Consider the following 14,568-nt stretch of genomic DNA (forward strand, 5'->3'; position numbering starts at 1 on the left):
GACGCGCAGAGAAAGGCAGTCATGCTCAAGCCCAAGATCACGGCCACCCGCGAGCTGGTCTCACTGAACGGCGTCTGGAAGTTCGCGCTCGAGACCGGCGCTGACGCCACCCCCTGGGCGGGCCCGCTCGAGACGACGCTGGAGGCCCCCGTGCCGGCCAGCTACAACGACCTGTTCACCGACCCGGCCATCCGCGACCACGTCGGCTGGGTCTGGTACCAGCGCACCGTGCGCGTGCCGCGCGGCTGGGCCGACGACCGGGTGATCGTGCGCGTGGATGCCGCGACCCACCACGGGGTCGTCTATGTCAACGACCGGCACGTCGCCGAGCACGAGGGCGGATACCTGCCGTTCGAGGCGGACATCACCGACCTGGTCAGCGCCGGCGAGGAATTCCGCCTGACCATCGGCGTCGACAACCGCCTGACGCCCGACACCATCCCGCCCGGCACGGTGACCACCCGCGCCGACGGCAGCTTCGCGCAGACCTACATGCACGACTTCTACAACTACGCCGGGCTCGCCCGCTCGGTGTGGCTGACCAGCCGTCCGGCCGTGCACGTCGACGACGTCACCGTGGTCACCGATATCGACGGCACCGTCGGCGTCGTCGACTACCGCGCGGTGGTGGGCGAGACTGCAGGGATCAGCACCGCCGCCGACGTGCGCGTGCGCCTGACCGATGCGACCGGCGTCGAGGTGGCCGCCGCCGAGGGAGCCACGGGCACGTTGCGTGTGGCCGACGCGCACCTCTGGCAGCCGGGTGTCGGGTATCTGTACACGCTGGTCGTCGAGGTCACCGTCGACGGGATCGTGGTCGATGAGTACCCGCAGACCGTCGGCATCCGCACCGTCGCCGTCGACGGTGGGAAGTTCTTGATCAATGGTGAGCCGTTCTACTTCACCGGGTTCGGCAAGCACGAGGACTCCGCCGTGCGAGGCAAGGGGCACGACGACGCCTACCTCGTGCACGACTTCCAGCTCATCGACTGGATCGGCGCGAATTCGTTCCGCACCTCGCACTACCCCTATGCCGAAGAAGTGATGGACTTCGCCGACCGGCATGGCATCGTCGTCATCGACGAGACCGCCGCGGTGGGGCTGAACAAGAAGATCGGCGGCGGGATCGCCGACATGCTCGGCGGCGCCGCCGACGAAGACTTCGCCGACGGCTTCGGCCCGAAGATGCAGGACGCGCACCGCCGCGAGATCCGCGAGCTGATCGGCCGCGACAAGAACCACCCCAGCGTCGTGATGTGGTCGATCGCGAACGAACCCGACACGATGAGCGAGGGCACCGACACCTACTTCGAGCCGCTGTTCGCGCTCGCGCGCGAGCTCGATCCGAGCCGCCCGGTCACGTTTGTGAACGTGATGATGGCACCGCCGAACGTGTGCCGGGTCTCGAAGTTCGCCGATGTGCTGTGCCTGAACCGCTACTACGGCTGGTACGTCGACGGCGGCGATCTCGCCTCGGCCGAGGCGCATCTCGAGGCCGAACTGCGCGGCTGGGAGGTGATGTACGGCAAGCCGATGATCATGACCGAGTACGGCGCCGACACCATCGCCGGCTACCACTCGGTGTGGGACCAGCCCTGGACCGAGGAATACCAGGCGAACATGCTCGCGATGTACCACCGCGTCTTCGACCGTGTGGAGACCATGATCGGCGAACAGGTATGGAACTTCGCCGACTTCCAGACCTCGTCCGGCTTCTTCCGCGTCGATGGCAACAAGAAGGGCGTGTTCACTCGAGACCGCAAGCCGAAGGCCGCCGCCCACGCGCTGCGCGCGCGCTGGACCGCGCTGCGCGACCGCAGTGCGACATCCGGCACGGCGACATCCGACGACTGATCGACCGGCCCCGCGGTGTGTCCGCGGGGCCGCCCTACCGCACCATCCCACGGCAAAGGAGCCTCGCCCATGTCCGCATCCGACCGCACGCCCACCGGCGTGAAGGACAAACTGCCCAAGATCAGCATCATCGGCTACGGTGCCGGTGACGCTGCGAACAACCTCGCCTTCACCACGGCGACGATGTTCCTGCTCATCTACTACACGGATGTCGCGGGCATCGCCGCAGCATCCGTCGGCACGCTGTTCCTGGTCCTTCGCATCCTCGACGCGTTCGCGGATGTCGCGGTGGGACGCCTCGTCGACCAGGTGAACACGAAGCGATGGGGCAAGTTCCGGCCGTTCATCCTGTTCGGCTCGCTGCCCCTGCTGCTGCTCACGGTGGCCACCTTCCACGTGCCGCAGATCGGACAGTCGGGCATGCTGCTGTACGCGTACCTGACGTACGGCCTGCTGAACATCGCGTACTCGCTGGTGAACATCCCCTACGGGGCGCTGGCCGCGGCGATGACGCAGAGCCCGAGCGAACGGGCCAAGCTGGCCACCGCCCGCACGATCGGGGCCGTCATCACCGGTGCCGCGCTGGGCATCGTGGTCTCGCCCCTGCTGGGCGCCAAGGACAACCTGCAGGGCGTGTTCACCACGGTCACGGTGTGCTTCGTGTTCATCGGCGTCGCCCTGTACCTGTTCACCGTGTTCACGACGAAGGAGCGCGTGCACCGCGCGGTGCCTCATGTATCCATGCGGCAATCGATGGCCACCCTGAAGGGGAACAAGCCTCTGCTGCTCCTGTGCATCAGCTCCCTGCTGTTCCTGACCGGCATGATCTCGATGTCGACCGCGCAGATCTACCTCATGCGCGACGTCTTCCACGCGCTGTATCTGGTGCCCTTCCTCTCCATCGGCCAGCTGGTGCTGGTCTTCGCGCTGGCGCCGTTCGTGCCCGCACTGGTGCGCAAGCTCGGCAAGCGCACCGCCTACATCGCCGGTTCCTTCCTCGGAGCGATCGGCATGCTGTCGGCGGCCTTCGCGCCCAACGGCGGCGTCGCGTTCGTCGCGCTGTTCCTCGGCATGATCGGGGTGATGCTGGTGAGCATGCTGATGTGGGCGATCGAGGCCGACACCGTCGAATACGGCGAGTGGAAGACCGGCGTGCGCACCGAGGGCATCACGTACGCGCTGTTCTCGTTCACCCGCAAGACCGGGCAGGCCTTCGGCGGTGCGGTCGCGGCGTACGCGATCGGGATCGGCGGGTATGCTGCCGGTGCCGCGACGCTGACGACGCAGGCGGAGTGGGGGATTCGCGCCGGTGCCGCCCTGATCCCCGCGATCTTCGTCGTGCTGGCGGCTGTCGTCATGTTCCTCTATCCGCTCACGGACACGGCGCACGCACAGATCGTCGCCCAGATCGCCGAGCGCCGCGCCGACGAGGACGCCGCCGCGTCCGAAGCGGAAGCGGCGATCACGGTCGCCGGAGAGGGCATCAGCCTGGAGACGGCGGGCGTCGATGCCGAGGCGTCCGATGTGAGCCTGTCGACGGCGGCATTCGCCGCGGGCAAGGCGCGCCCCGCGCGGCTCTCGCGCAAGAAGCACTGAAGAAGCACTGAAGAAGCAAGGAGAAGACCCCCGTGATCATCGACAAGGCCGAGGTCATCGTCACCAGCCCGGACCGGAACTTCGTGACGCTCAAGCTCACGACCGACGACGGTGTGACGGGGTTGGGCGATGCGACCCTGAACGGCCGCGAGCTGGCCGTGGTCGCCTACCTGAGCGAGCATGTGGTGCCGCTGCTGATCGGCAGCGATGCCTCGCGCATCGAGGACGCCTGGCAGTTCCTCTACCGCTCGGCGTACTGGCGCCGCGGCCCGGTGACGATGGCCGCGATCGCCGCGGTCGACATGGCGCTGTGGGACATCAAGGGCAAGACCGCCGGGATGCCGGTGTACCAGCTGCTCGGCGGAGCCAGCCGGTTGGGGCTGCTCGCCTACGGCCATGCGTCGGGCAAGGAGCTGCCCGAGCTGTTCGACTCGGTCCGCGACCATCTCGAGAAGGGATACCGGGCCATCCGCATCCAGACCGGCGTGCCCGGGCTGAAGGCGATCTACGGCATCGCCTCGCAGGGCGCCGACCAGGGCGAGCCGGGCGTGCGCTACGACCACGAGCCGGCGGTGCGCGGCGCCAAGCCGGTGCAGGAGGACTGGGAGACTCGCGCCTACCTGCGCCACCTGCCCGGTGTGTTCGAGGCGGTGCGCAGCGAGTTCGGGCCCGAGCTCCCGCTGCTGCACGACGGCCACCACCGGATGACCCCGATCCAGGCGGCCAAGCTCGGCAAGTCGCTCGAGCCCTATGACCTGTTCTGGCTCGAGGACTGCACGCCGGCCGAGAACCAGGAGGCGCTGCGGCTGGTGCGACAGCACACCACCACACCGCTGGCGATCGGCGAGATCTTCAACACTGCGTGGGACTTCAAGGACCTCATCCGCGAGCAGCTGATCGATTACGTGCGCGGCGCCGTCACCCACATGGGCGGCATCTCGCCGCTGAAGAAGACCCTCGACTACGCGGCGATGTACCAGATCAAGTCCGGCATGCACGGCCCGACCGACATCTCGCCGGTCGGCATGGCGGCCGCGATGCATCTGGGGCTGGCGATCCACAACTTCGGCATCCAGGAGTACATGCAGCACGGCTCGCGGACCGACCAGGTCTTCGAGCAGTCGTTCACCTGGGCGAACGGGATGCTGCACCCCGGCGACAAGCCCGGCCTCGGCGTCGAGCTGAACCAGGACGAGGCCGGCAAGTACCCTTATGAGCAGGCCTATCTGCCCTACAACCGACTCGCCGACGGGACCGTTCATGACTGGTGATCCGGCATGACCGCCGAAGCGCCCCCCATCGTGGTGATGGGCGTGTCGGCATCGGGGAAGACCTCGGTCGGCCAGGCGCTGGCCGATCGGCTCCACATCCCGTTCGTCGACGCCGACGACCTGCACCCGCAGGCCAACGTCGACAAGATGGCGGCAGGCGTGCCGCTGGACGACGACGACCGGAGGCCGTGGCTGGATGCCGTGGCCGCCCGGCTCGCGGACGGTCCGGTCGTGATCGCCTGCTCCGCGCTGAAGCGCCGCTACCGCGACCGGCTGCGCGCGTCCGCCCCCGAGGTCGTCTTCGTGCACCTGACCGGAGACAGCGACGTGCTCCGTCGGCGGATCCGGAAGCGCGCCGGGCACTTCATGCCGGCAAGCCTCCTGCGGTCACAGCTGGAGACGCTGGAGGATCTAGGCTCGGACGAGGCCGGATTCACGCTGGACTTCGCCGACGACGTGGATGCCCTGGTCGAGCAGGCCATGGAACGGATCGAATGAGCGCGCAGTCCTCGACGGATGGTGACGCCGCCGAGGCGATTCTTGCCCGTGTCCGGGCGCGCGGCGGAGCGGCGACGATCTACGACATCGCCGAGCTCGCCGGGGTGAATCCGTCCACGGTGTCGCGGGCGCTCGGCAAGCCAGGACGGATCAGCGCCGGCACCGCGGCCAAGGTGCGCGCGGCGGCCGAGCGCCTGGACTTCCGGGTGAACCCGATGGCGCGGGCGCTGCAGACGGGCAAGACCCGGATGCTGGGACTGGTGCTGGCCGACATCACGAACCCGGTCGTGTTCGGCATCGTTCGCGGGGCTGAGCACGCTGCGGCCGCGGCTGGGTACACGCTGGTCATCGCGGAGTCGCAGGAGTCCGGCGAGAACGAGGCCGAGGTGGTCGAGCGGCTGCTGCCGAGCGTGGACGGGCTGGTACTGGCGACGACGCGCCTGAGCGCGTCCGCGATCACCGACCTCGCGCAGCGCAAGCCGGTGGTGCTGATCAACCGCGCCGTCGACGGCGTCGATGGCGTGCTGCCGGACGTCGAGGCGGGTGTCGTCGAACTGGTCGAACACCTCGCGTCGTCGGGGCATCGCACGGTCGCATATCTGGCCGGCCCAGACACGTCCTGGATCAATGCCCGGCGGTGGTCCGACATCCTGGCCGCCGCTGAGGAGCGCCGCATCGCGATCGTGGAGATCGGCCCGAACCCCCCGACGATCGCCGGGGGCCGGGACGCGCTGAGGCGCGTGCGCGCGGCGCACGTGAGCGCTGTGATCGCGTACAACGACCTCATGGCGATCGGCCTCATGCAGGAGGCGGCCGCGCGCGGGATCACCGTCCCGGATGAGCTGAGCGTCGCGGGATTCGACGACATCTTCGGCAGCGAACTCATCGTGCCGCCGCTGACGACGGTGGCAGCCGACCTGGTCGCGGCAGGCGGGCGCGCGGTGCAGCTGCTGCTGGCCGCGGACGCCGATCACCGGCCGAACGCGGCACGTCCGGAACTGCTGCCCACGACGTTGCTCGTGCGTGGGTCGACCGGCCCCGCCCGCGGCGAATGACGAGCGCACCGGGGGTGTCGCGCGCGGGGACGGCTCCGTAGGCTGGCCGCAGGCCGTCCACAAGACGGTCGCGGACGAGAGCCGGAGGTTCGAGGATGAGCCTGAGCAACATCGAGATCGCACAGGCGGCGCAGCTGCTGCCCATCGGGGAGATCGCCACCGGATTGGGGATTCCGCCGGACGCCGTCATCCCGTACGGCACGACCAAGGCGAAGATCGCCCTGCCGTATCTGCAGGGCCTCGCCGATCGGCCGCCGGGCCGGCTGATCCTCATGACCGGAACCTCGCCGACACCGGCCGGCGAGGGCAAGAGCACCACGGTCGTCGGGCTCGGCGACGCGCTGACCCGGATCGGGCAGAAGGCGATGATCTGCCTGCGCGAGCCGGCGCAGGGCCCGGTGTTCGGCATGAAGGGCGGCGCGTGCGGCGGCGGCTACGCCCAGGTCGTGCCGATGGAGGACATCAACCTGCACTTCACCGGCGACTTCGCCGCGATCGCCGCGGCGGCGAACCTGCTGGCCGCGCTCATCGACAACCACATCCACCACGGCAATGCGCTGGGCATCGACGTCCGCCGGGTCACGTGGCGGCGTGCGCTCGATGTGAACGACCGCGCGCTGCGCGACGTCGTCCTGGGCCTGGGCGGCACCGGAAACGGCTTCCCACGCGAGTCCGGCTTCGACATCGTCGTGGCCAGCGAGGTGATGGCGATCTTCTGCCTGGCCACCGGCCTGGACGACCTGAAGCAGCGCCTCGGCGAGATCGTCGTCGCCCAGACGCGGGACCGCCGGCCGATCCGCGCCCGCGACCTGGACGCGCACGGAGCGATGACCGCCCTGCTGCGCGACGCGCTGGCGCCCAACCTCGTGCAGACGATCGAGCACACGCCCGCGTTCGTGCACGGCGGGCCGTTCGCCAACATCGCCCACGGCTGCAATTCGTATCTGGCGACCAACTCGGCGCTGCGCCTGGCCGACTACGTGATCACCGAGGCGGGCTTCGGCGCCGACCTGGGCGGCGAGAAGTTCGTCGACATCCTGTGCCGGTCCACCGGCCTGCGGCCGTCGCTGGCGGTGGTCGTGGCCACCGTGCGATCGCTGAAGTACCAGGGCGGGGTGGATGTCGCGGACCTGCCGACCGAGGATGTCGACGCGCTCGGCCGCGGCGTGGGCAATCTCGAGCGGCACCTGCACATCGTGCGCGACATCCTCGGCCTGCCGGCCGTGGTCGCGATCAACCACCGCGCCGAGGACAGCCCCGCCGAGATCGACGCGCTGCTGGCCGCGTGCGAGCGCCTCGGGGTGACCGCGTCGGTCGCCACGCACTTCGCCGACGGCGGGGCCGGAGCCGAGGACCTCGCCCGCAAGGTCGTGGACGCCTGCCCGCCGGCGCCGGTCGAGCCGACGTACACCTATCCGCTCGCGGCGACGCTGTGGGACAAGATGACCGCGATCGCGACCCGGGTGTACGGCGCCGTCGGCATCTCGGCTGACGCCGGCGTGCGCGCGCAGATCCAGCGTCTGCAGGACGACGGCTACGGCGAGCTGCCGGTGTGCGTGGCCAAGACCCAGTACTCGTTCTCGACGAACCCCGCGCTGCTGGGCGCCCCGGACGGGCACACCGTCAACGTGCGCGAAGTGCGGCTGGCCGCCGGCGCGCGGTTCATCGTGATGATCTGCGGCAGCATCATGACGATGCCGGGCCTGCCGGCGCGGCCGGCCGCGGCATCCATCGACGTCGACGCCGACGGACGGATCAGCGGGCTGTTCTGAGCGGCGTCGATGAGTCGCGCCGACTCGCCGATGCGGCGGCCACATTCCGTTCCAGGTCGGCCAGATCGTCGATCATCCGCGCCACCCGATCGTCGGACAGCTCGCCTCGCGTCACGCGTTCGAGCTCTGTCCACGCCTGGTCGACCTGGGCGCGCAGCGCGAGGCCGGCGTCGGTCACCTCCACGATGACCGCGCGACCATCGGTCGGCGACGGCCGCCTGCGGACCAGACCGACCTTCTCGAGCCGGGCGATGCTGCGCGTCATGGTCCCGGCGTCCGATTCGAGGGCCTCGACGAGGTCGACCTGACGCTGCGGACCGTCCTCCCACAGCGTCATGAGCACGAGTTCCTGCCCGGGCCGCAGGCCCGCCCCGCGCAGCAGACGTGCGGCGAGGCTCTTGTGGGCCCGGGCGACGCGGAAGATGGCGCGGCTGAGCGGCAGCGCAGATGCAGGTTCGTCCACATAGCGAGAGTACGACGAGGGACGCCGGTTCCGGGCGCCCTCGCTGGATTAGTTGTTCGGACAGGAATAGGTCCGCCGATTTAGTTGTTCGGCTAGGTAAATGAGGACAAGGAGCAACTGATGACACATCTCACCACCACCGCCGGCACGACCGCGTTCGAGCCCATCACCGTGGGCGACCTGGAGCTGCGCAACCGCATCGTGATGTCGCCGATGACCCGCAACCGGGCGTTCGGCACCGTGCCGACGGCCGGCATGGCGACCTACTACAGCCAGCGGGCAGGGGCCGGCCTGATCATCACGGAGGGCGTCCAGCCCAGCGCCGTGGGGCAGGGCTACCCCGACACGCCGGGCCTGCACTCGGCCGCGCAGATCGCCTCGTGGCGGTCGGTGACCGACGCCGTGCACGAGGCCGGCGGCACGATCGTCGCCCAGCTCATGCACACGGGACGGATCGGCCATCCGAGCACGACCGAAGCGGTCGGGCACGGTGCGCTGATCCCGGTCGCGCCCTCGGCGGTGCGCGCGGACGGTCAGGTGTTCACGCCCGCCGGGCGGGCGGACTACGTCACCCCGCGCGCGCTGAACGAGGCCGAGATCGCCGCCACGATCGACGATTTCGCCGCGGCGGCCCGCCATGCGATCGATGCGGGCTTCGACGGGGTCGAGGTCCATGGCGCCAACGGCTACCTGCTGCACCAGTTCCTCGCGCCGAACGCGAACCGGCGCTCCGACGGCTGGGGCGGCAGCCCGCAGAACCGCATCCGGTTCACCGTCGAGGTCGTCCAGGCGGTCTCCGACGCCATCGGGGCGGGGCGCACCGGCTTGCGGATCTCACCCGCGAACGGGCTGGGCGACACGGTCGAACCCGACTACGCGACCGTCTACCCGATGCTCGTGCGCGAATTGGACGGGCGGGGGCTGGCGTACCTGCATCTGATCGAGGCGGGGGCGCCGGAACTGACACCGGTGCTTCGCGAGCTGTGGCATGGTCCGCTGATCCTGAATGCGGCCGATCCCGATCCGCTCACCCACGTCGATCGGCTGCAGCGAGTCGCGCGCGGCGATGCCGACATGCTCTCGTTCGGCCGTCTCTTCATCTCGAATCCTGACCTGGTCGATCGGCTCGCGGTGGGTGCACAGCCGACGCTGCCCGACCTGTCGAAGGCGTACGGCGGAGACCATCGCGGCTACACCGACTATCCGTCTCTCGCTGCCGTGGGCGGCTGAGCGGCGACACTGCGACGACGACTGCGCCCCCGGGGTCTCCCCCGGGGGCGCAGTCGTCGAGGCGGGTCAGGCGGCGCGCTCCGCGAACCTTCTGCCCTCGATCTCGGCCTCGCGCAGTGCCTCGCGGTGCATCGTGGCGGCCATGTCGGTGAACCGGTCGAGCGCCGGGTTGACGCCGACCAGAGTGAACCGGCGCTGGACGGTGGTCAGATCGAGCGCCAGCACGTCGGTGAGGACGCGCTGCAGCCAGCCGGTGGAGTGATCCCATCCCTCCTTCGGCGTCCCCGGCCCGTAGTTGCCGCCGGTGACGGTGACCAGGAGGGCGGGGCGGCCGCGCAGCGGGGCGCCGCCCTCGTCGACGCGGGGATCCGTGTACAGGATGTCGAACCAGGCCTTGACGTGCTGCGAGACGCCGTAGTTGTACAGCGGCACCGCGAACAGGAGCGCATCGGCGGCGAAGAGTTCGTCGGCCAGCGTGGTCGCCAGCTCCACGGCGGCCTGCTGGGCGGGGCTGCGGTCGCCCTGCGGCAGCCGGTGCCCGACCACCGCTTCGGCCCATGTCGTCGACGAGAGCGGGTCCGTGCCGATGTCGCGGCGGACCACCGCCTCGCCGGGATGAGCGGCCGTCCACTCCGCTTCGACGATGTCGGCCAGCTCTCGGCTGGCGGACCGGCCGGGGAAGACGCTCGCGTCAAGTCGGAAGAGTGTCATCGTGTCTCCTCGCGATCGAGCGTGCCCGCACTCACTTGGATGCTCCGGTGTTGACGCCGAGCGAGAAGTCGAATCCCAGGCCGGTGCGGGCCAGGTTGACCGCCAGCAGGCCGGCGCCCTCCAGCCAGTGCGCCATGCTCAGGCCTCCGGCGTCACGGGGGCGCAGACCGAGGCCCGTGATGAACGCAGACACGCTCGCCTTGCTCTGCGGATCGTCGCCGGCCAGGAACACGTCCACCGGGTCGCCGGCGGCGACGATGTGGGCGAACAGCGTGTTGAACGCCTTCACGACCCGGGTGCTGGCCGGGGCCGCCTGGGCGATCAGCTGTGCGGCGGAGGTGTCATCGGGAACGCTCATCCCGCCGAGGTCGCCGCGGAACGGGTTGGTGATGTCGATGAGGACCTTGCCGGCCAGAGCCTGCCCGTACTCGGTGACCACCGGCACGGCGCCGTCGAACCGCACGGCGAGGATCACGATGTCGCCCGACGGCGGTGCGCCCCACGTGCCGGCCGTGGCGCCGTCGCCGAGCACCCGGACCGCGTCTGCGGTCTTGACCGCATCGCGACCCGCGATCTCGACGGTGTTGCCCGCCCTCAGGGCCGCGGTGCCGATGGCTCGTGCCATGTTCCCCGAGCCGATGATGCTGATGCTGCTCATGACGTACTCCTTACGTGATGGATGTCTCGACGGGGTCTTCCGCCGGGAGTCCGGTTCGAGCGTCAAAGTGAGGCACCCCTCCGGACATCACGATTGAACCGGAGGGGTGCCTCGCCTATTCCGCATGGCAGCGGAATCACGCAGACGGTCAGCGGAGGGATGCCACGGTCACAGACGCAGCACCCACACGTTGTACTCCAGCACGCCGCCGCGCCACGGCTCGGTGCCCGACCCGGTGTGCGTGAAGCCGGCGCCGCGGCACAGCGCGTTCGACGCGGGGTTCTCGACGCCGGGATAGGCGGTGAGCAGCTCGCGGTCGCCGCGTGCGATCACGCGGGGGATCAGCATCCGCAGTGCCTCGCGGGCGACCCCGCGTCCCTGGAACTCGGGCAGCGTGTTCCACCCGGTCTCGTACGCCGGGGTCCCCTCGTGGTCGACCTGCCAGAACCCGATGCCGCCCGCCGGCTCGCCGTCCACCTCGATGCGGTACATCTCGGCCTCGCCGGACGCGGACAGCCGCAGGTATCGCCGGTTCCGCTCGACGAGCTGCTCGGCCGTCTCGGGTCCGCCGATGAACCGCGTCATCTCCGGAGTGTTGGCGCGCTCGAGCAGCGGAAAGTCGGTCTCGGCCCAGGGCTCCAGCGTGATCCTCATCCTCCGATCCTCCCCTCGGCCCCCGACATCCCGCCGTCGATCACTCTTCGCAGATGACCTCAAGCCCGATGAAACGGGTGAAGCCCTGGTCGGCGGTGATCAGCGGCATGCCGAGGCTGAGCGCATGCACCGCGATGAGCGCGTCTGTGGAACGCGCCGCCGTCGGCGGCTGCGCCGCGAGCATGGCATACGCCGTCGATGCGGCGCTGTCGAACGGGCGCCTTTAGACCTCTCGCTGTCGGATCGGATCGGCTCCCGCATTCGTCTCCCTACGCGACCGCGCCGCGGGGCGGGGCCTGGTGTCGGGATGCCACAATCAGGCGCTGCCGCGGGATGGCGCCCGGTTGTGGCATCCATCAACGCATTTGAAGCGTGATTGTGGGAGTCCTACCGTTGGGGTGATCCCGTCGAAAGGTCCCCCCCATGGTCGATGCCGTCCGCACGAAGAAGCCGTCCGTCCACACGCGTCACCCCGCCGGCGGTGCGCCCACTGCCGCACACAGCGCCGCCGAGGCACGCGAGCCCCGCATCGACCGCGACGCGGTCACCGACCTGCTGCTGGGCACGTGGGGCGAGGCCCGCCGCGAGGCGCGGGAGATGATCCGCGACGAGGCGTTCTGGCAGATCCCGGGCCAGCCGATGGCCGAGCACCGCGAGCGCGTGTTCGGGCAGCTGCAGCTGTTCGTCGACGCCGGCGCGGCGGGCCGCGCGTTCCCGGTCGCGCATGGCGGGCAGAACGACAACGGCGCGAACCTCGCCTCGTTCGAAGAGCTCGTGCTGGCCGACCCGAGCATGCAGATCAAGGCGGGCGTGCAGTGGGGGCTGTTCGGCTCGGCGATCCAGCAGCTCGGCACGCAGAAGCATCACGACAAGTGGCTGTCCGACGTGCGCACCCTCACGCTGCCGGGGGCGTTCGCGATGACCGAGATGGGGCACGGATCGGATGTCGCGGCCATCGGCACCACGGCGACCTACGACGCCGACGCCTCCGAGTTCGTCATCCACACCCCGTTCCGCGCGGCGACCAAGGAGTTCCTCGGCAACGCCGCCCTGCACGGGCGTGCGGCCACCGTGTTCGCGCAGCTGATCACCGGGGGCGTGAACTACGGCGTGCACTGCTTCTTCGTGCCGATCCGGGACGAGGACGGCGCCTGCCTGCCCGGCGTCACGAGTGAGGATGACGGGGTCAAGGGCGGACTGAACGGCATCGACAACGGGCGGCTCGCATTCGACCACGTCCGCATCCCGCGCGAGAACCTGCTCAACCGCTACGGCGACGTGGCCGCCGACGGCGCCTACTCCAGCGACATCCCGAGCCCCGGTCGCCGTTTCTTCACCATGCTCGGCGCGCTCGTGCAGGGCCGTGTGTCGCTCGACGGCGCCGCCACCACCGGCGCCGCGCTGGCCGAATACATCGCCATCACGTACGGCAACCAGCGTCGCCAGTTCGACTCGGGCACGGGGACCGACGAGGTCGTGCTGCTGGACTATGGCAGGCACCAGCGCCGCCTGCTGCCGCGCCTGGCGCAGACCTACGCGCAGTTCTTCGCACACGACCAGCTCCTGCGCACGTTCGATGGCGTGTTCGGCGGCGCGCACGACATCCCGGCCGAACGGGAGAACCTCGAGACCCTGGCGGCGGCGCTCAAGCCCCTGTCGACCTGGAACGCGCTGGACACGATCCAGGAGTGCCGCGAAGCGTGCGGCGGGGCCGGGTTCATGGCCGAGAACCGGCTGGTCGGCCTGCACCACGACCTCGACGTGTATGCCACGTTCGAGGGCGACAACAACGTGCTGCTGCAGCTGGTCGGCAAGCGTCTGCTCAGCGACTTCGCGAAGCAGCTCACCGGGAAGGATGCCGCGGCCCTGGCCCGCTACGCCGTCGGACAGACCGCCGGCAAGATCTTCCACGGCGCGGGGCTCCGCCGGCTCGGCCAGTCCGTCGCCGACTTCGGATCGACCGCGCGTTCGGTCGAGCTGGGTCTGCGCGCCGAGCAGCAGCACGAGCTGCTGGCCGGCCGCGTCGAGCAGATGGTGACGGATGTCGCGACCGCCCTGCGCCCGGCATCCACGCTGTCGCCCGCCGACGCGGCCGCACTGTTCAACGAGCACCAGTCGGCGCTGATCGAGGCCGCGCGCGCCCACGGTGAGCTGCTGCAGTGGGAGGCGTTCGCCGAGGTCGTCGGCCAGATCCCGGATGCCGGCACCCGCCAGGTGCTCACCTGGCTGCGCGACCTGTTCGGACTCTGGCTGATCGAGAAGCACCTGGCCTGGTACCTGATCAACGGGCGGCTGTCCACGCAGCGCGCGGCATCCGTCACCCGCTACATCGACCGGCTCTGCGCCCGGCTGCGCCCGCACGCGCAGGACCTCGTCGACGCCTTCGGCTTCGCCCCCGAGCACGTGCGCGCCCCGATCGCCTCGGGCGCCGAGCGGCAGCGGCAGGACGAGGCCCGCGCCTACTACGCCGAGCTGATCGCGTCGGGGCAGGCGCCGGTCAGCGAGAAGACCCTGCGCAAGCAGAAGAAGTAGCCCGCGGCAAGATCACGAATCGGCAACGTTTGCCGATTCCCTGTCAGGAATCGGGCTGTGCGGACACTTCTCTGATGAAGGCATCTCTGAGATGACCTCGCAGTCGGGCGAATGCGGGGCGCGTGTCTTCGCGGGGACCGCGATCGGGATCGCGGTCCCCGCCTTCGCGTCGGGCACAGTGATCCGGCGACGGCGTGCGGGTGCAGCATCCCGTGGCACCGCGCGGTTCGGTCGACGCGATGTGCGGTGTGCGTGGGCCGGGAGCAGCCGTTTG

12 protein-coding genes and 1 pseudogene are annotated in these 14,568 nt (G+C 69.9%); 8 read left to right on the forward strand and 5 right to left on the reverse strand.

Annotation, left to right across the window (positions count from 1 at the left end; all coding sequences use genetic code 11):
- Positions 1-21 precede the first annotated feature (21 nt).
- From uidA to AC0L6F_RS12000, 6 genes are all read left to right on the forward strand, one after another.
- The gene (gene uidA / locus AC0L6F_RS11975) at positions 22-1,854 is read left to right on the forward strand and encodes a beta-glucuronidase (RefSeq protein ID WP_473538058.1); all 1,833 of its coding nucleotides are present in this window, start codon (positions 22-24) and stop codon (positions 1,852-1,854) included.
- Positions 1,855-1,923: 69 nt separating this feature from the next.
- A complete protein-coding gene (gene uidB / locus AC0L6F_RS11980; RefSeq protein WP_473538059.1) occupies positions 1,924-3,450 on the forward strand; it encodes a glucuronide transporter in 1,527 nt (508 codons plus the stop codon).
- A gap of 32 nt (positions 3,451-3,482) precedes the next feature.
- A complete protein-coding gene (gene manD, locus AC0L6F_RS11985) occupies positions 3,483-4,721 on the forward strand; it encodes a D-mannonate dehydratase ManD (RefSeq protein WP_473538060.1) in 1,239 nt (412 codons plus the stop codon).
- Positions 4,722-4,727: 6 nt separating this feature from the next.
- Positions 4,728-5,219, forward strand: coding sequence for a gluconokinase (locus AC0L6F_RS11990; protein WP_473538061.1), 492 nt, complete (start codon positions 4,728-4,730; stop codon positions 5,217-5,219).
- Entirely contained in the window at positions 5,216-6,274 is a 1,059-nt protein-coding gene (locus tag AC0L6F_RS11995) for a LacI family DNA-binding transcriptional regulator (protein ID WP_473538062.1), read from the forward strand. Before AC0L6F_RS11990 ends, AC0L6F_RS11995 begins: the two co-directional genes overlap by 4 nt.
- Before the next feature lie 95 nt (positions 6,275-6,369).
- Positions 6,370-8,046 carry a formate--tetrahydrofolate ligase gene (locus AC0L6F_RS12000; protein ID WP_473538063.1) on the forward strand — a complete coding sequence of 559 codons (1,677 nt, stop codon included), beginning with the start codon at positions 6,370-6,372 and terminating at the stop codon, positions 8,044-8,046.
- On the opposite strand, the gene AC0L6F_RS12005 is transcribed toward AC0L6F_RS12000, so the two are convergent.
- Positions 8,030-8,509, reverse strand: coding sequence for a MarR family transcriptional regulator (locus tag AC0L6F_RS12005; RefSeq protein ID WP_274636805.1), 480 nt, complete (start codon positions 8,507-8,509; stop codon positions 8,030-8,032). The two genes, AC0L6F_RS12000 and AC0L6F_RS12005, sit on opposite strands and share 17 nt — an antisense overlap.
- 120 nt (positions 8,510-8,629) lie before the next feature.
- Between AC0L6F_RS12005 and AC0L6F_RS12010 the strand changes: the two genes are divergently transcribed.
- Positions 8,630-9,739: an alkene reductase gene (locus AC0L6F_RS12010; protein WP_473538064.1), complete on the forward strand. Its 1,110-nt coding sequence runs from the start codon at positions 8,630-8,632 to the stop codon at positions 9,737-9,739.
- A gap of 66 nt (positions 9,740-9,805) precedes the next feature.
- On the opposite strand, the gene AC0L6F_RS12015 is transcribed toward AC0L6F_RS12010, so the two are convergent.
- The 4 genes and pseudogenes from AC0L6F_RS12015 to AC0L6F_RS12030 form a co-directional block, all read right to left on the reverse strand.
- A complete protein-coding gene (locus AC0L6F_RS12015; RefSeq protein WP_274636807.1) occupies positions 9,806-10,450 on the reverse strand; it encodes an NAD(P)H-dependent oxidoreductase in 645 nt (214 codons plus the stop codon).
- Between the two features lie 31 nt (positions 10,451-10,481).
- Positions 10,482-11,108, reverse strand: a complete 627-nt coding sequence (locus tag AC0L6F_RS12020) for an NADPH-dependent F420 reductase (protein WP_473538065.1) — start codon at positions 11,106-11,108, stop codon at positions 10,482-10,484.
- A gap of 168 nt (positions 11,109-11,276) precedes the next feature.
- Complete coding sequence (locus tag AC0L6F_RS12025; protein WP_259610983.1) at positions 11,277-11,762, reverse strand: GNAT family N-acetyltransferase; 486 nt, start codon at positions 11,760-11,762, stop codon at positions 11,277-11,279.
- Positions 11,763-11,802: 40 nt separating this feature from the next.
- Positions 11,803-11,961: pseudogene (locus AC0L6F_RS12030) on the reverse strand (PIN domain-containing protein); the annotation flags it as partial.
- 224 nt (positions 11,962-12,185) lie between these two features.
- Here AC0L6F_RS12030 and AC0L6F_RS12035 point away from each other — a divergent pair.
- Positions 12,186-14,294, forward strand: coding sequence for an acyl-CoA dehydrogenase family protein (locus tag AC0L6F_RS12035; protein ID WP_473538066.1), 2,109 nt, complete (start codon positions 12,186-12,188; stop codon positions 14,292-14,294).
- Positions 14,295-14,568: the final 274 nt, after the last annotated feature.

It is taken from the genome of Microbacterium sp. G2-16M, from assembly GCF_055809115.1.